This window comes from Streptomyces sp. NPDC050418 (genome assembly GCF_044458745.1).
Taxonomy (GTDB): domain Bacteria; phylum Actinomycetota; class Actinomycetes; order Streptomycetales; family Streptomycetaceae; genus Streptomyces.
On record NZ_JBITIG010000017.1, the window covers coordinates 13,561 to 29,884 of the forward strand.

Below are 16,324 nucleotides of genomic sequence, written 5' to 3' on the forward strand. Positions count from 1 at the left end.
TCCGTTGCATATTATTCCTATGTCCAAGGTCCTCACCTCCCTCCCCGCCGGCGAGCGCGTCGGCATCGCCTTCTCCGGTGGTCTCGACACCTCCGTCGCCGTCGCCTGGATGCGCGAGAACGGCGCGGTGCCCTGCACCTACACCGCCGACATCGGCCAGTACGACGAGCCCGACATCGCCTCGGTGCCCGGCCGCGCCCATGCCTACGGCGCCGAGATCGCGCGTCTCATCGACTGCCGTGCGGCGCTGGTCGAGGAGGGCCTTGCGGCACTGACCTGCGGCGCGTTCCACATCCGCTCGGGCGGCCGCGCCTACTTCAACACGACGCCCATCGGCCGGGCCGTCACCGGCACCCTCCTGGTGCGGGCGATGCTCGACGACAACGTCCAGATCTGGGGCGACGGGTCGACGTACAAGGGCAATGACATCGAGCGGTTCTACCGCTACGGCCTGCTCGCCAACCCCAACCTGCGGATCTACAAGCCGTGGCTGGACGCCGCCTTCGTGACGGAGCTCGGCGGCCGCAAGGAGATGTCCGAGTGGCTGGTCGCGCACGACCTGCCCTACCGGGACAGCGCCGAGAAGGCGTACTCGACGGACGCCAACATCTGGGGTGCCACGCACGAGGCCAAGACCCTTGAGCACCTGGAGAACGGCGTCGAGTCCGTCGAGCCGATCATGGGCGTCAAGTTCTGGGACCCGTCGGTCGAGATCCCGACCGAGGACGTGACCATCGGCTTCGAGCAGGGCCGCCCGGTGACCATCAACGGCAAGGAGTTCGCCTCCGCCGTCGATCTGGTCATGGAGGCCAACGCGATCGGCGGCCGGCACGGTCTCGGCATGTCCGACCAGATCGAGAACCGGATCATCGAGGCCAAGAGCCGTGGCATCTACGAGGCCCCGGGCATGGCGCTCCTGCACGCCGCGTACGAGCGCCTTGTGAACGCGATCCACAACGAGGACACCCTCGCGCAGTACCACATCGAGGGCCGCAGGCTCGGCCGGCTGATGTACGAGGGCCGCTGGCTGGACCCGCAGGCGCTGATGATCCGGGAGTCGCTGCAGCGCTGGGTCGGCGCGGCGGTGACCGGTGAGGTCACGCTGCGGCTGCGGCGCGGCGAGGACTACTCGATCCTCGACACCACGGGCCCCGCGTTCAGCTACCACCCGGACAAGCTGTCCATGGAGCGCACCGAGGACTCGGCCTTCGGCCCGGTCGACCGGATCGGCCAGCTCACCATGCGCAACCTCGACATCGCCGACTCGCGCACGCGCCTGGAGCAGTACGCGCAGCTCGGTCTGATCGGCGCCTCCGACTCCGCAATCGGTGCCGCCCAGGCCGCGGCGACCGGCCTCATCGGCGCCATGCCGACGGGCGGCGCCGAGGCCATCGCCTCGCGCGGCGAGGTCTCGGACGCGGACGAGGCGCTCGACCGGGCCGCGATGGAGTTCGGCACGGACTGATCGCCTTTCGTACGACCTGCGACGCAACGCGCCCCGCCCGGGATTCCGGGCGGGGCGCGTTGCGTACGGCGTCGGTCTAGAAGGTCGGCAGGTCCTTGAGTTCCTTGCCGTTGCGGCGGCGCACGTGGCCGCGCCACCCGGCGAGCAGCACGAAGACCACCCACGTCGCCACGCCGCCGATCAGCGTGCCGCGCTCCCCCGACGCGTCGACCTGGTCGGCCTGCTCCATCGGCACCTTGCCGTCCGGATCACGCAGGATGTCGAGGCGCTCACCGACCTCCGGGTATCCGCTGGATCCGGAGTAGACGAACTTCTCGTCCAGCGTCTGGCCGTCCTCCGTCCGCAGCGTCAGTCGGTGGTCGTTGGAACCGGTGCCCGCGGCGCTGTCCGCGACGACCACCACGCTCTCGCGTACGCCGCGGGCCTCCAGGGCCACCTCCGGGCCGAGCTGCACCGAGCCGACGAGCACGAACAGCGAGGGCAGCAGCGACAGTACGGTCAGCCACCAGGCGCGGTGGAGCAGCGCCAGCATGATCAAGAAAGCGAAGCAGACGACAAGTCCGGCGGAGATCGGGATCCACTGCTGCTGAAGGGTCACCGAGGCGAGCGCGGTGTTGCCCGCGGCGCCCGCCAGGGCGAACAGGATCAGGAAGAGTGTTCTGCGCAGCGAGACCCATGCGCTCACCCCTCGGCGGCCCGCCCCGGGGTGTGTTCCGTCGTCCGGCGTGACCTGTCCGCCCTGATGGCCCGTCGACACGCTCACCCTGATGTCCCCCGTCCCTGGCGCCCGTTGCGTCCCCGGCGAACCTACCGGGTGGGCCGGGAAACGAAAAAGTCCGGGCGGGCCGCTGGTCCGGCCCGCCCGGCCCCCCGTTCAGGAGGTCGCCTTCGTGTCAGGAGGCGACGCGTTCGCCCGTCGGTTCGGCGACGACGATCGGGACGTAGGTGGGCGCGTACTTGCGCGCCTTGCTCACCATCTTCGCGAGATCGAACTTCTCGCTCTGCACGGCGACGTGGAGCGGCGCGGGCATCGCCGGGTGGGCCGGCGGAACCTCCGCGCCGGGCGGCAGGGTCGTGTGCTGCCCCAGGCGCACCCCGATCAGGGCGTGGTCCCCGCCCGGCGTCGCGACGACGAACTCGCTGACGTCGCGCCACGGCAGCACCACGTTGCCGATCCGCACGCCCGCCGCGTCGAACTGGAAGAGGATGCGCTTGGCGTCGAACCACTGCGAGATGAAGGGGATCGCGAGGACGATCACCGCGCCGCCCTTCATCTCCAGCGCCCAGCCGAGGAGCAGCGCGAGCGCGACGACCCCGATGATCGCGCCCCACAGCCCCGCGAGGTCCTGGCCCGAGAACGGGCGGGTGACTTTGTAGCGTTCCCAGCGCATACGGCGGCGGTTCGACATGTCTCCCCCTGGACAGCTCGGCGTCTCCGGCCGTCGCCCGACCGGAAGATCACAGTCCAGGACGTTAGCGAGCGAGGGCGGCCACTGGCTTGGACGAATTTGACCTCGGCTCCGCGGCCCCGGGAAACCCGGGAACCTCGGGCAGCAGCGATACGGCGCCCTCCGTCACCCGCGCCGCGACGAGCTGCCCGGGGGTGATCGCGGCCAGGGCACGGAACTCGCGGTTGAGATGGGCCTGGTCGTAGAACCCGCAGGCCGCGGTGACCGCCCCGAGATCCACGGGCCCGCGGATCATCAGGCCCATCGCCCGGTGGAAACGCAGCACGCGCGCCGACATCTTCGGGGTGAGACCGACCTGCTGGGTGAACTTGCGGACGAGATACCCGTGGCTCCAGCCGATGTCCTGCGCGATCCGCGCCACGGGGATCGTGCCGCCCGAGCGGGAGAGCAGCTGCCAGGCCCGGCCCACCTCGGGCGCGGGTTCGGGTCCCTCGCCGAGGCGGGTGAGCAGCGCCGCGTCGAGCAGGTCGAAGCGGGTGCCCCAGTCGCGGGTGGCGGACATCCGCTCGACGAGCTGTCCGGCGCGCGGCCCGAGGATCTCCGTGAGTTCGACGACGCGGTTGGTCAACTCCCGCATGTCCACGGCGAACAGGCGGTACGCGCCGAGCGGGGACAGTTCGAGGCGGATCGCCTCCTGGCCGCCGGGGTGGTCGGCGATCCGGGGCCCGTCCTCCAGACCGCCGACGAGCGAGCCGACGACGCTCAGCTCGGGGCCGCCGCCGGCCACGCGGTGCACCTGCGCGAAGGGTTCGCCCAGGCTGATCAGGACGACGGCTCTGCCGGTGGGCACGATCCGGGCGCGGAAGGGGCTCGCGGCGGAGTCCCAGTAGCCGGTGTAGCTGTGCACATACGGGCGCAGTGCCTCGGGCCACTCCCGGGTCACCCGCCACCGGTCCCCGATGTGCGTCATCGTGACCCCGCGCCCGCTGTTCACGCCCGTATCCCTCCCGTTCCGCCCAAGCGGGCATCATGGCACGCGCCGCGCGCCGGAGGGTTACGGATCCGTGCGGGATCGGTACGCGTTCGAGGTGCTGCGGGGAGTACGGAACCGTGCGCGAGGACTGACCATCGGCAGGCGCCGTTCGGGCCGCCTAGTGCGCGGCCAGGCGTTCCACGAGGACGGTCGCGCGGGCGAGCAGCTCCCGTTCCTCCCGGGTCAGTTCGGCGTCGATCGCCTGCGCCAGCCAGTCCGCCCTGCGCTCGCGGGCCTCCTCCAGGAGCGCGCGGCCCTCGGCGGACAGCTCGACCAGGCTCTTGCGGCCGTCGGTCGGGTGCGCGCGGCGGGTGATCAGGCCCTGCTCCATGAGGAGTTCGACGGTACGGGCCATGGACTGCGGACGGACCTGCTGGTCGGCGGCGAGCTCGCTGGTGGTGCGCGCGCCGTTGCGGTCCAGCGTGCCGAGGACGGCCACCTGACCTGCCGGCATCCGGTCCTCGAGCCGTACGCGCCGCGTCAGCTTGCCCATCGCGGTGCGCAGGGCTGTCGCGACGGCGGCGGGCTGGTGTGCGGGCATGCCGCATGGTAGCGCGACCGCCGATTCCCGCGATCACTGATTCCACAGCAGGACTGCACAGTCTTGCTGTAGAGTTTCGTTCCGTCGGGACCAGCGCCACCGTCGTCGCAGCCGGGCCCCGGCACGTATGCGACCAGGGAGGAATTCCCATGACCGCCATCACTTCCGTCACCGGCCGGCGCGTTCTCGACAGCAGGGGCAACCCCACCGTCGAGGTGGATGTCGAGCTGGCGGACGGTTCCTTCGGGCGGGCCGCCGTTCCCTCCGGCGCCTCCACCGGCGCCCGCGAGGCCGTCGAACTGCGCGACGGCGATCCGGCCCGCTGGCACGGCAAGGGCGTCGACCGGGCGGTGGGGCACGTCAACTCCGAACTCGCCGCCGCCGTCGTGGGCCGCGAGGCCGAGGACCAGTCGGGCCTCGACGCGGCGCTCATCGCCGCGGACGGCACACCCACCAAGGCGCGCCTGGGCGCCAACGCGCTCCTCGGCGTCTCCCTGGCCGCGGCCAAGGCGGCGGCCGCCGCGCACCGACTGCCCCTCTACCGCTACATCGGCGGCTCCGGCGCCCGGCTCCTTCCCGTCCCGATGATGAACATCGTCAACGGCGGTGCGCACGCCGACAATCCGCTGGACTTCCAGGAGTTCATGATCGCCCCGATCGGCGCGGACTCCTTCGCCGAGGCCGTCCGGATGGGCTCCGAGATCTTCCACACCCTGCGCCGCGACCTGCTCGCCGCCGGGCACGCCACGGGCGTCGGCGACGAGGGCGGTTTCGCTCCCTCGCTGCGTACGGCCGAGGAGGCGCTGGACTTCGTGGTGGCGGCGGTGGAACGCGCGGGCTACCGGCCCGGCACGGACATCGGCCTCGTGATGGACCCGGCCACCTCGGAGTTCTTCCGGGACGGGGTGTACGACTACGCGGGCGAAGGGGTCCGCCGCACGCCGGCCGAACACGCCGACTACCTGGTCAAGCTGATCGACTCGTACCCCGTCGTGTCCATCGAGGACCCGATGGCGGAGGACGACCTGACGGGCTGGCGCGACCTGACCGCACGGGTCGGCGCCCGCTGCCAGCTCACGGGCGACGACGTCTTCTGCACGAACGAGGCGATCCTGCGCGAGGGCATCACCTCGGGAGTGGCCAACTCGATCCTGGTCAAGGTCAACCAGATCGGCACACTCTCCGAGGCCCTGGACACGGTCGACACGGCCCACCGCGCGGGCTACACGGTCGTGATGTCCCACCGCTCGGGCGAAACGGAGGACACCACGATCGCCGACCTGGCAGTGGCAACGGGCTGCGGCCAGATCAAGACGGGTTCCTTGTCCCGCTCGGACCGCACGGCGAAGTACAACCAGCTGATGCGGATCGAGGAGGAGCTGGGGGCGAGTGGGCGGTATGCGGGGGCTGGGGTGCTGGGTCGCTAGGACCGGCTCGCCACGGCCTCGGCGAACCCGGCAAGCGCCGTGAAATCCGGCTCCGCCAGACCGATCCGTGGATTGACGTGATGCAACAGGGCAGGGCCCGGATGGCGCGTGCTGACGTACGCGTCGTCCAGGCCGCTCTGTTCGTCGTCCACCCACGCGAAGGGGCGGCCTTCGGCATACGCGAGCAGCGGGCGGGTCTTCCAGTGGACACCGTCGGGACGGTCCTCGTGGAGCGTGTCGCCGAAGTCGACGTACGGCAGGGCGGGCAGTCCGAGGACCGGTCCTATCCAGCGGTTGGCATCGGCCATCCACGTGGTGGCCCAGACGAGTTCGTACGGGAGGGACAGCAGGGATGGGCCGTGGCGGGGGTTGAGCCACACCCTCAGGGGCCGACGCCGCAGGCGGGGTCCGGCACCCGGGTCGGCCGCCCCGTCCAGCGGAACACGCAGCGTCGTGTAGCCCTCGGGCCGGCGCTGGGCCTTGGCGGCGTACGGGTTGAGCGGGCCGTCCACGTCGAGGAAGAGCAGCGGTTTCGGCACGGTTCCCCCTCCCCCGGCCGAACGCCGGGCGCCGGGCCGCCCCACACGGCCGCCCGGCGCTCGCCTTGCACGATCAGCGCGTGAAGCGCAGCGTAACCAGTTCGAACGGGCGCAGCGACAGGGATACTTCGCCGTCCGTCACCGTCTGCGTCGGGGCGCCGGCGAGCGGGCGTTCCAGGAGGTCCGTGGCGACGGCCGACGTGGCGTCGAGTCCCACCCGCAGCGCCGTACGCGCCCGTGCCCCCGCCGCCTCGTACACGCGGACCACCACATCGCCCGAGCCGTCGTCCGCCAGCTTGACCGCGCTCACCGCGACCGCGTCCGAGGCCACCGTGAACAGGGGCGCCACCTCGGCGGAACCCGTGACGTGGCGTTCCGGCAGGTTGATGCGGTAGCCCTCGCGGACCGCGTCGACCACTGTGGTGCCCGGGGCGAGTGCGTGGCGGAAGCGGTGGATGCCCTGGTCGGTTTCCGGGTCCGGGAAGCGGGGGGCGCGCAGGAGGGAGGCGCGGAGCGTCGTGGTCGTGCCTCCGTCAGGGCGCACGTCACGCGTCACGTCGTGGCCGTACGTGGAGTCGTTGACGAGCGCGACACCGAAGCCGGGCTCCTCCAGGTGTACGAAGCGGTGGTTGCAGGCCTCGAACTTGGCCGCTTCCCAGGATGTGTTGGTGTGGGTGGGGCGGTAGAGGTGGCCGAACTGGGTTTCCGAGGCGTACCGGTCCGCGTGGAGGTCGAGCGGGAAGGCCGCCTTGAGGAACTTCTCCGTCTCGTGCCAGTCCACCTCCGTGTCGATGTCCAGGCGCTTCTCGCCGGCGAGGAGGGAGAGCACCTGCGTCACCTTCGAGGCGCCGAAGGAGCGGACGATCTCGACGGACACCCCGGCGGCCGTCTCGGACACGACGCGTACGGAGTCCACGTCCGTCAGATCCGTGACCACGTTGCGGTAGAACTCGTCGACGTCCCAGGCGTCCCACATGTTCGGGAAGTCCGGGTGGATCTGCAGGAGGTTGGCCGCCGCCCCCGGGGCGATCGTCTCGCGCTCCGCCGCAATGTCGTACGCGGAGACGACGAGACCGCGCGCGTCGAGTTCGATCCGCAGCAGCCCGTTGTCGAGGACGAAGCCGCCTCCGGCACGGGCGGCGAGGCTCACCGAGCCGTCCACGGAAGGCGCACCCGCGCCACCCGCGGCCACCCCGGAGCGGGTGTGCGTGGCCGCGTTGAAGACCAGCTCGCGGTCGCCGTTGCCGGCCAGGGACTTCTGGGCAGCGGCGATGATCACTTCGAGCTCCGACGCGAGACGCGCATACGTCGCCTCCGCCTCGCGGTGCACCCACGCGATCGACGACCCCGGCAGGATGTCGTGGAACTGGTGGAGCAGGACCGTCTTCCAGATGCGGTCCAGATCGGCGTAGGGGTACGCGAAGCCCGAACGCACGGCCGCCGTCGCCGCCCACAGCTCCGCCTCGCGCAGCAGGTGCTCGGAGCGCCGGTTGCCCTGCTTGGTCTTGGCCTGGCTGGTGAGCGTGGCGCGGTGGAGTTCCAGGTAGAGCTCGCCGACCCAGACGGGCGGCTCGGGGTACTCCGCCTCGGCCTTCGCGAAGAAGTCGGCCGGCTTCTCCCAGACGACCTGCGCCGAGCCCTCCAGGTCCTTCATCCGGCGCGCCTTCGCGATCATCTCGCGCGTGGTGCCGCCCCCGCCGTCGCCCCAGCCGGTCGGCGCGAGCGAGTGCTTCGCGACGCCCTTGTCCTTGAAGTTCCGTGCGGCATGGGCGATTTCGCGGCCCAGCATGGAGCAGTTGTACGTGTCCACCGGCGGGAAGTGCGTGAAGATCCGCGTCCCGTCGATGCCCTCCCAGTTGAAGGTGTGGTGCGGGAACTTGTTGATCTGCGACCAGGAGATCTTCTGGGTCAGCAGCCATTTCGAGCCCGCCGCCTTGATGATCTGCGGCAGACCGCCCGCGAAGCCGAAGGTGTCGGGCAGCCACGCCTCGTCGTTCTCGATGCCGAACTCGTCGAGGAAGAAGCGCTTGCCGTGCACGAACTGCCGGGCCATCGCCTCCGAGCCCGGCATGTTGGTGTCGGACTCGACCCACATGCCGCCCGCCGGGACGAACCGCCCCTCGGCAACCGCCTTCTTGACCTTGGCGTATACCTCGGGCCGGTGCTCCTTGATCCAGGCGTACTGCTGCGCCTGCGACATCCCGTAGACGAACTCCTCCTCGGTCTCCAGGAGGTTCGTCATGTTGGAGGTCGTACGGGCCACCTTGCGCACCGTCTCCCGCAGCGGCCACAGCCACGCCGAGTCGATGTGCGCGTGCCCGACGGCGCTGATGCGGTGCGCCGAGGCGTCGGCGGGCGCCGCCAGGACGTCCACCAGGAGCGTACGAGCCGTGGCGGCGGTGCCGTTGACGTCCTGGAGGTCGATCGCGTCGAGGCAGCGGTTGACCGCGCGCAGGATCTCGTAGCGGCGCCCGCTCTCGACGGAGAGTTCCTCCATCAGCTCGCCGAGCACTTCGAGGTCGGCGATGAGCTCCCAGACTTCACGGTCGAAGACCGCGAGGTCCATGCGCTCCAGGCGGTACTGCGGCTCGGAGCCCGCGGTGTCCTTGTCGCCGAGCTGCGTCGGACGGAAGGGCTTGTCGCCGAGGAGGACGGGGTTCGAGGCGGCTTCGAGGTGCCACTCGACCCGCTCGCCCCCGGCGACCAGGTCCCCCACGCGCACCCACTGGTTGCGCGGGTTGACGGCCTTCAGCGGCTCACCGGCCGGGGTGTAGACGAGCGCCTCGCACTGGAAGCCGGGCATCCGCTCGTCGAAGCCGAGGTCGAGCACGGCCTCCACGGTCCGGCCGGCCCATTCCGCGGGCACCTCGCCGGTCACCTTGAACCAGGTCGTGGCCCACGGAGCCCCCCATGCGTCGCCGACCGCCACCGGTTCGTGAACGGCGGCCAGACCCTCCTCGACCGGCACGGGCTCGCCGGGCGCGGTCCAGGCCTCGACCGTGAGCGGCACGGACGCGGGGTAGACGGCGGGACGGATGCGCTCTTCGAGTACGCGCTTGAGGCGGGCCTCTACGAGGGCGCGGTCGTCGTGCATGAGGGGACTCCAACTTCCTTGAGGGAGCGGTGGTGCGGGATTGCCAGGGATTACCAGGGGTGGGTCGTGCTCACGGCCGCAGAGGTGGTGTAGACCTCTCCGGCCGACCGTACTTCGAAGGTGACCTTCTTCTCACCCTGCTCGGCCGTGAGGCCCTTCACATACGCGGCGGTCGCACAGGTCCCGGTCAGGAACCGCTTCGTGCCGTCGGGGAGCACGCGGTACAGCTCGTAATGGCGTACGGGAGCGGAGGCGGCCCGCCAGGAGAGGCGGAACTGGCCGTCCCCGGAGACCTGGTCGACCTTCAGGCCGCTGGGCGCGGCGACCGTCTCCTCCCCGTTCTGCACGAGCAGTCCGCCGAGCCGCCACTTCACGGCCCCGGTGCCCGTGAGCCGCACCGCCAGACCGTGGATCGTGCCGGTGCCAAGGGACGCGAGGCGCACGGCCGCCGTGGACCAGCCGGCGCCCGCCTCGCCCGCCGCGAGGAAGGAGTACGTGAGCGGTTCGCCGGCCGCGGACGGCTCCTGGAGTGCCACCCCCAGCTCGACCCGCACCGCACCGGACACCGCACGCTGCGCGAGCCGTACGACGGTGTCCGCGCTCAACGGCAGCCGGGTGGCGTGCAGTTCGAGGACGACCGGGGCGTCCAGGGTTCCGTCGACGAGGACCGAGGAACCGCCGCGCCACGCGTCCGCGAAGTCGAGGGTCACCGACGGGCGGGCGCCCGTGGTGCGGACGACCCAGCGACGGCCGGGCAGCACGTCCTGGAGGCCGAGCTGGTTCCAGGCGGCCGCGGAACGGGGCGCCCCGTCCTCGTACCACTTGAGTCCGTGGCCGGTGTTGAATGAGCAGCCGAACGGGAGGGACGTGACCGTCGACTGATCGGCGACGGCGCTCGCGGGCGCGCGCCACGTCCCGGTGGACGGGCGCGACGGGTCGAGTGAGGTGCCGGTCCAGAACTGGTCGTCGGCCGCGTGGAACTGCTCGGGGGTGCGGCCCTCCGGCAGATGGTTGCGGGTCCACTCGGGCCGGTAGAAGCCGAGCGAGGTGACGTGCTCGGCGCCGGACGGGAACAGGGCGTCCCAGTCGACCGCCTTGTTCCAGCCGTTCGCCTCGGTGTCGACGCCCGCCCACAGCTCGTAGCGGTCACGGTCTAGGTCCTGGGCGAGAGCACCTGACGAACTCAGGTCCGCGGTGGTCCAGTTGAAGTTGAGGAACATCGTGTCCGAGGCCAGGAAGAAGTCCTTGTTCTCGGAGTTGAGGGCGTCCTGCCAGCGGATCGAGCCGTTGTGGACCATCGAGTCGTACCAGGTGATCCGCAGCCCCTTCGCCGAGCCGAGCCGCTTCAGTTCCTTGAGGAAAGCCAGCATCCGCGCGCCGAGTGCCGCGTCCCCGCCGTCGGTCTCGGTGTTCACGAACCAGCCGTCGAAGCCGTACGACGTGGCGACCTGGACGAGCTTCTCGGCGAGCGGGAAGCGGCCGAGCGCGTCCTGCTGCACGAGGTCGCGGGTCCACTGCAGCTGCCCGCCGTACGCGACGGGCGGCAGGAAGATGTTGCCGATGACGGGCACGCCGTTGCGGTGCGCGGCGTCCACGACCGGGGCGTTGGGCGCGAGGATGATGCCCTCGCCGGAGGAGCCGCCCCAGAAGACGAGTTCGTCGATGTACGCCCAGTGCGTGAGCGCGTAGTAGTCGGCTGTGGCGTGGCCCTGCGAGGGGTTGCCCGCGGTGGGGTGGAAGGAGACGAGGGAGGAGATTCTGCCCTGGCCCGCGCGGGCCGTCGTGTTCACGGCGACCGGTGTGAAGCGCTCGGCGAGCGGCACGGTGGAGCGGTTGAACGCGAGGTCCGCGTCCGTCGCCGGGTCCCAGGCCTTCAGGGAGCGCCAGACGGCGCCCGGGTCGGGGGTGCCGGTGGGCAGCGAGTCGGGGAACCAGTAGGAGGCGTACGGCTGGAGGTCACCGGCCGCCTTCTTGCGGCCCGCGCCCGCAGCCGCGTGGGCGGCGGCGGTGGGAGCGATGAGCGCGGCCGCGGCGGCCGCCGAGCCCAGGACGACGGTGCGACGGGTGGGGCGGGTACCGGAGGCGGGGCGTATCCGAGGGGTGGGGCGGGACTGCGTCATTGCAGGATGCTCCTCTGAGGGGTCAGTCGACCTCGGTGGGGGCGACCGTCGCGGTGATCCCGCGCGCGGCCAGGTGCTCCTTGTCGTGCTCGTGCTCGGCCAGCACCACGGCGGGGCGCACGCCCTGGGCCGTCAGGCGGTGCCAGGCCTCGAAGAAGGCGCCGCCGGGACCGCAGAGCGCGCGCTGCGGGGAGGCGACGGTGTCCCCCGTGTCGAGGACGAGTGCGGTCGTACGGGGAGCGGGCGCGTACTCCCTGCCGGACCACTCCTTGACGATCCGCGCGATCTCCGCGCCGGCCGGCTTGACCTCCCGCTCGTTCGTCAACAGGCCGAGGCTGTACTCGAGTTCGGGGAAATCGGACAGTTCGCGCGAGACATCGTGCGAGCACCACCAGGTCACGCCCCACACGTCGGTGCAGTCGAGCGCGTTGGCGATGGTCCGCTCGGTGAAGTGCGCGGCGTGCTCCTCAGGGATGTGCGGCGCGGGGGCGCCGACCTCCTGCAGCCAGACGGGGCGGGCCGGGTCCGTGTGCCAGGCGCGGGCCAGTTCGATCATGTACGCGGCGTGGTGTTCGGTGGCCGTTCCCGTACGCCCGTGGCGCTGGGCCGTCCCGTTGAACACCCACGAGTGCACGGCGGTCGCCCCGCCGATCCGGGCGGCCTGGGCCGGGGTGAAGGGGTGCGCGTCGTGGTACCAGGCGGCGTCGTACTCGGCGTGCAGATGGAACTTCCCGGGCGCGCCCGCCTCGCACGCGGCGATCATGCGCTCCAGCCAAGTGGCCGCCTGCTCATGGGAGATACGGTCCGGGTCGGGGTGCGGGTCGTGCGAGAACTGGTTGATCTCGTTGCCGATGGTCATGCCGAGGAAGTTCGGCCGGTCGGCGAGTGCGGCGGCGAGGGTGCGCAGGTACTCCTCCTGGCCCGAGATCACCTCCGGGTCGGCGAAGATGTTCCGCCGGTGCCAGGTCTGCGTCCAGGCCGGCAGGAAGTCGAAGCTCGACAAGTGCCCCTGCAGACCGTCCACGTTGACATCGAGCCCGCGCTCGGCCGCCGCGTCCGCAAGCTGCACGAGCTGCTCGACGGCGCGTGGGCGGATCAGGGTCCGGTTGGGCTGGAACAGCGGCCACAGCGGGAAGACCCGGATGTGGTCGAGCCCGAGCCCGGCAATGGAGTCGAGATCGGCGCGCACGGCGTCGAGGTCGAAGTCGAGCCAGTGGTGGAACCAGCCTTGGGTGGGGGTGTAGTTGGCGCCGAACCGCGGGGTGCGGTGCGTGCGGGCAGCGTCGGGCATGGGGGTCCTAGCGTTGCGAGCGTGCAAGGGGTGGGTGGTCGCGCGGAGGAAGGTCAGCCCTTGACCGCGCCCTCACCCACGCCGCGGAAGAAGTAGCGCTGCAGACAGGCGAACAGGGCGATCAGGGGTGCGACGGCGATGATCGAGCCGGCCGCCACGAGGCGCTGGTTGTTCGCGAACGTGCCGTGCAGATAGTCGAGGCCGACGGTGAGCGTGTAATTGGACTGGTCGCTCAGCACGATCAGCGGCCACAGGAAGTCGTCCCAGGCGCCCATGAAGGCGAAGATCGCGACGACCGCAAGGGTGCCCTTGACCGCCGGCAGCGCGATCCTGGTGAAGCGCTGCCAGGCGTTGGCGCCGTCGACGAAGGCGGCCTCTTCGATCTCGTACGGGATGTTGGAGAACGCGTTGCGCATCAGGAGCACATTGAGCGCACCGACGCAGGCCGGCAGGAGCACACCGGTCAGGGTGTTGTTGAGGCCGAGCTCCCGCATCGTCATGAACTGGGCGATGAGGATCGACTCGACGGGAACCAGCATCGCCATCACGAAGGCGAGCGTGGCGAGTCTGCGTCCCCTGAACCTCAGCCGGGCCAGGGCGTATCCGGCCAGCGCGGCGCCCACCACGTTGGTGAGGACGTTGGCGACGGCCACCTTCAGCGAATTGAGCGCGAAGTCCCAGACCGGGATGAGGTCGGCGACCTTGCTGTAGTTGGCGAAGGTCCAGTCCGAGGGAAGCAGCTTCGGCGGATAGCTGAAGATGTCCTCGTTCGGTCCCTTGAGGGAGGTGGACAGCTGCCACAGGAAGGGGCCGACCATGACCGCGAACACCACGAGCAGGAGCAGGTACCGCAGTACGAGCTTCCACGCGGGCGGCCGACGGCCGCCGTCGGCGAGGAACTTGTCCTTCATGGTCTGCGCGCTCATGCGTCCTTCTCCTTCTTGTCCGCCTTGAGCACAAGCAGCATCAGCCCGAGCGTGAGCACGAAGACGACGACCGAGATCGCGGAGGCGTAGCCGACGCGACCGTCGAGCCCGATACCTGTCTGCTTGATCAGCATGACGAGGGTGTTGTCCTCGCCGCCGGGGCCGCCGTCCTTGCCCGCGAGCAGATAGACCTCGGTGAAGACCTTGAAGGCGTTGACCGAGGACAGCGCGGCGACGAGCACCATCGTGGAGCGCACAGCCGGCACGGTCACGGAGACGAAGCGGCGGACCGCACCCGCCCCGTCCATGGCCGCCGCTTCATGCAGCTCCTTGGGCACGTTACCGAGGGCCGCCATGTAAATGATCATGTAGTAGGCGAGGCCCTTCCACACCGTGACCATCATGGCGCTGATGAGCAGCAGCCACTGGTCGCTCAGGAAGCCGATGGGCCCGACGTCGATCGTGCTGAGGACGGCGTTGATCAGACCCCGGTCCTCCAGCATCCAGTTCCACATCACGCCGACCACGACAGCGGAGGCCACGACCGGCAGGTAGAACGCGGAACGGAAGAACGAGATACCCGGCAGATAGCGGTGCACCAGCATCGCGAGGAGCAGCGGCAGCAGGACGAGCGGCGGTACGACGCCCACGATGTACAGCAGGCTGTTGCGCAGCGCGATCCAGAACTTCTCGTCGTGCCACAGCTCCTGGTAGTTGGCGCCGCCCACGTACTTGCCCGCGACCAGCGGCCGCTGGTCCGTGAACGAGCTCGACACCGTCGAGAAGAACGGGAAGAGCACGAACGAGCCGATGACCGCGAAACCCGGCAGCAGGAACAGCCAGGGTGTGCTCGGCAGATGCGTACGGATGCGGCGCCTCTTGGGCGAGCCCGGACGGCCCGGGCCACCACCGGCAGCGGCGGCGGCACGGGCGCCGGGGAGCGAGGCCGCGGTGGCCGGCCCGGTCTTCGCGACCGGCCCACCGTTCCTCGTCGACGTGTCACTCATGACGTACGGTCCTCAGGGCGCCCGGTCAGCCGGCCTGCTGCAGCAGCTTGTCGCACTCGGCGACCGCGTCGTCCATGGCCTGCTTCGCGGACTTCTTGCCCTGCATCGCCTTGGCGACCTCGTTCTTGAGGACCGTCTTCATCTGCTCGGTGAAGACCACCGGGGTGTAGTTGACGGCGGTCTTCAGGGCCTCGGCGGCGGCCACGCGCACGCGGCCCTCGTCGGTGCCGTCGTCCTTGGTGTAGAAGTCGCTGTCGAGGCTGCCCTTGGTGGACGGGAAGACCGCCACTTCCTGGCCGAACTTCTCCTGGTTCGCGGCGTTCGTCACCCAGTGCGCGAACTCGATCGCGGCGGGCTTGACCTTGGACTGGGCGTTCACCATCAGGCCCTGGACGTACATGTTGTCCTTGCCCGTGTTGTTGACCGCGGGCGTGATGCCGATGTTCTTGTAGAGGCTCGGGGCCTCCTTCTTGTACGTCTCCAGGTCGTGCGCACTGCCCGGGTTCATGGCGATCTGCTGCTGCTGGAACTTGCGGCCCGAGGACTCGGCGACGGCGGTCAGCGCCTGCTCGTCGAGCGCACCCTCCTCGAAGAGCTCCTTGTACTTCTCGACGAGCTCGACACCCTTGGCGTCGTTGAACGTGAACTTGGTCTTGTCCTCGTTCATCAGCGGCACGCCGTAGCGCCCGAAGTCCTCGATGGCGGGGGCGTTGGACAGCATGGCGATCTTGCCGTTGCTGTTCTTCGCCATCTTCAGCGAGTCCTCGAAGAGCTGGTCGTACGAGGTCGGGGGCTTCTCGGCATCGAGCCCCGCCTCCTTGAAGAGCTTCTTGTTGTAGAACATCGGGCCGGTGTTCAGGTACCAGGGGAAGGCGTACGTGCCGGTCTCGCCCGGCATCTCGTGGCCCTTCCAGGCGCCTTCGAGGTACTCGCCCTTGAACTTCGCGGCGGCCTTGTCCTCGTCGAGGTTGAGCGCGAGGCCGGCCTTGGCGAGCGGGGTGGCGAGGTCGGGGGCGACGTTCACGACGTCGGGCAGGGTGCCGGCGGTGGCGTCCGCGCTGAGCTTGTCCGCGTAGCCCTCGGCGGGCTGGTCGATCCACTCGACCTCGACGTCCGGGTACTTCTTCTCGAAGCCGTCGATGACGCCCTCGAAGTAGTCCTTGAAGTTCGTCTTCAGGTTCCACGTCTGGAACTTGACCGTGCCCTCGATCTTGCCGGTGGACCCGCTGTTCCCGTCGCCGCCGGATCCGGTACCTCCGCAGGCCGTGACGACAAGGGCTGAGGTGACCGCGAAGGCGGTGGCAGTGGCGACGCGACGGGATATCCGCATGGCCGGGGCTCCTTTGCTCGGACCGAATACGACAACCGAATTTCTACTAATGCGGTTTAGCTCATGTCAACACCTCGCTGCCATCTCGCTGAATACTCGTGCTTGACACCGCCGCCGGACAGCGTTCACTGTGTGATCACTA

13 protein-coding genes are annotated in these 16,324 nt (G+C 70.0%); 2 read left to right on the forward strand and 11 right to left on the reverse strand.

From position 1 onward, the window contains the following. Positions 1 to 19: 19 nt before the first annotated feature. Entirely contained in the window at positions 20 to 1,465 is a 1,446-nt protein-coding gene (gene argG / locus ACIBI4_RS32555; protein ID WP_399207798.1) for an argininosuccinate synthase, read from the forward strand. Positions 1,466 to 1,541: 76 nt separating this feature from the next. Here the strand turns inward: argG and ACIBI4_RS32560 are convergent, their stop codons facing one another. The 4 genes from ACIBI4_RS32560 to ACIBI4_RS32575 all read right to left on the reverse strand — a co-directional run bounded on the left by ACIBI4_RS32560 (position 1,542) and on the right by ACIBI4_RS32575 (position 4,448). Further along, positions 1,542 to 2,228, reverse strand: coding sequence for a hypothetical protein (locus ACIBI4_RS32560; RefSeq protein WP_399207799.1), 687 nt, complete (start codon positions 2,226 to 2,228; stop codon positions 1,542 to 1,544). A gap of 130 nt (positions 2,229 to 2,358) precedes the next feature. Continuing rightward, positions 2,359 to 2,874, reverse strand: coding sequence for a hypothetical protein (locus ACIBI4_RS32565; RefSeq protein ID WP_399207800.1), 516 nt, complete (start codon positions 2,872 to 2,874; stop codon positions 2,359 to 2,361). A gap of 64 nt (positions 2,875 to 2,938) precedes the next feature. Beyond that, positions 2,939 to 3,868, reverse strand: coding sequence for a helix-turn-helix domain-containing protein (locus tag ACIBI4_RS32570; protein WP_399207801.1), 930 nt, complete (start codon positions 3,866 to 3,868; stop codon positions 2,939 to 2,941). A 157-nt stretch (positions 3,869 to 4,025) separates the two neighbouring features. Next, positions 4,026 to 4,448 carry a MarR family winged helix-turn-helix transcriptional regulator gene (locus ACIBI4_RS32575; RefSeq protein WP_399207802.1) on the reverse strand — a complete coding sequence of 141 codons (423 nt, stop codon included), beginning with the start codon at positions 4,446 to 4,448 and terminating at the stop codon, positions 4,026 to 4,028. A 149-nt stretch (positions 4,449 to 4,597) separates the two neighbouring features. Between ACIBI4_RS32575 and eno the strand changes: the two genes are divergently transcribed. Continuing rightward, entirely contained in the window at positions 4,598 to 5,875 is a 1,278-nt protein-coding gene (gene eno, locus ACIBI4_RS32580; RefSeq protein ID WP_399207803.1) for a phosphopyruvate hydratase, read from the forward strand. On the opposite strand, the gene ACIBI4_RS32585 is transcribed toward eno, so the two are convergent. From ACIBI4_RS32585 to ACIBI4_RS32615, 7 genes are all read right to left on the reverse strand, one after another. Then, positions 5,872 to 6,414, reverse strand: a complete 543-nt coding sequence (locus tag ACIBI4_RS32585) for a hypothetical protein (protein WP_399207804.1) — start codon at positions 6,412 to 6,414, stop codon at positions 5,872 to 5,874. The genes eno and ACIBI4_RS32585 overlap by 4 nt on opposite strands. A gap of 73 nt (positions 6,415 to 6,487) precedes the next feature. Further along, positions 6,488 to 9,508: an alpha-mannosidase gene (locus ACIBI4_RS32590; RefSeq protein WP_399207805.1), complete on the reverse strand. Its 3,021-nt coding sequence runs from the start codon at positions 9,506 to 9,508 to the stop codon at positions 6,488 to 6,490. Between the two features lie 50 nt (positions 9,509 to 9,558). Next, positions 9,559 to 11,628 (reverse strand): endo-beta-N-acetylglucosaminidase, encoded by a 2,070-nt coding sequence (locus ACIBI4_RS32595; RefSeq protein WP_399207806.1) that lies wholly within the window; start codon positions 11,626 to 11,628, stop codon positions 9,559 to 9,561. Between the two features lie 22 nt (positions 11,629 to 11,650). Next, a complete protein-coding gene (locus ACIBI4_RS32600; protein WP_399207807.1) occupies positions 11,651 to 12,919 on the reverse strand; it encodes a glycosyl hydrolase in 1,269 nt (422 codons plus the stop codon). Between the two features lie 53 nt (positions 12,920 to 12,972). After that, positions 12,973 to 13,845, reverse strand: coding sequence for a carbohydrate ABC transporter permease (locus ACIBI4_RS32605; RefSeq protein ID WP_399207808.1), 873 nt, complete (start codon positions 13,843 to 13,845; stop codon positions 12,973 to 12,975). Next, positions 13,842 to 14,852, reverse strand: a complete 1,011-nt coding sequence (locus ACIBI4_RS32610) for a carbohydrate ABC transporter permease (RefSeq protein ID WP_399207809.1) — start codon at positions 14,850 to 14,852, stop codon at positions 13,842 to 13,844. Before ACIBI4_RS32610 ends, ACIBI4_RS32605 begins: the two co-directional genes overlap by 4 nt. A 25-nt stretch (positions 14,853 to 14,877) precedes the next feature. Continuing rightward, positions 14,878 to 16,182 (reverse strand): ABC transporter substrate-binding protein, encoded by a 1,305-nt coding sequence (locus ACIBI4_RS32615; protein WP_399207810.1) that lies wholly within the window; start codon positions 16,180 to 16,182, stop codon positions 14,878 to 14,880. Positions 16,183 to 16,324 lie beyond the last annotated feature (142 nt).

Excerpts from the sequence above, each read along its gene's own strand:
- argG (WP_399207798.1), top strand. The coding sequence starts at position 20 with ATGTCCAAGGTCCTCACCTCCCTCCCCGCCGGCGAGCGCGTCGGCATC.
- ACIBI4_RS32565 (WP_399207800.1), bottom strand. The coding sequence starts at position 2,874 with ATGTCGAACCGCCGCCGTATGCGCTGGGAACGCTACAAAGTCACCCGC.
- ACIBI4_RS32575 (WP_399207802.1), bottom strand. The coding sequence starts at position 4,448 with ATGCCCGCACACCAGCCCGCCGCCGTCGCGACAGCCCTGCGCACCGCG.
- eno (WP_399207803.1), top strand. The coding sequence starts at position 4,598 with ATGACCGCCATCACTTCCGTCACCGGCCGGCGCGTTCTCGACAGCAGG.
- ACIBI4_RS32590 (WP_399207805.1), bottom strand. The coding sequence starts at position 9,508 with ATGCACGACGACCGCGCCCTCGTAGAGGCCCGCCTCAAGCGCGTACTC.
- ACIBI4_RS32595 (WP_399207806.1), bottom strand. The coding sequence starts at position 11,628 with ATGACGCAGTCCCGCCCCACCCCTCGGATACGCCCCGCCTCCGGTACC.
- ACIBI4_RS32600 (WP_399207807.1), bottom strand. The coding sequence starts at position 12,919 with ATGCCCGACGCTGCCCGCACGCACCGCACCCCGCGGTTCGGCGCCAAC.
- ACIBI4_RS32605 (WP_399207808.1), bottom strand. The coding sequence starts at position 13,845 with ATGAGCGCGCAGACCATGAAGGACAAGTTCCTCGCCGACGGCGGCCGT.
- ACIBI4_RS32610 (WP_399207809.1), bottom strand. The coding sequence starts at position 14,852 with ATGAGTGACACGTCGACGAGGAACGGTGGGCCGGTCGCGAAGACCGGG.
- ACIBI4_RS32615 (WP_399207810.1), bottom strand. The coding sequence starts at position 16,182 with ATGCGGATATCCCGTCGCGTCGCCACTGCCACCGCCTTCGCGGTCACC.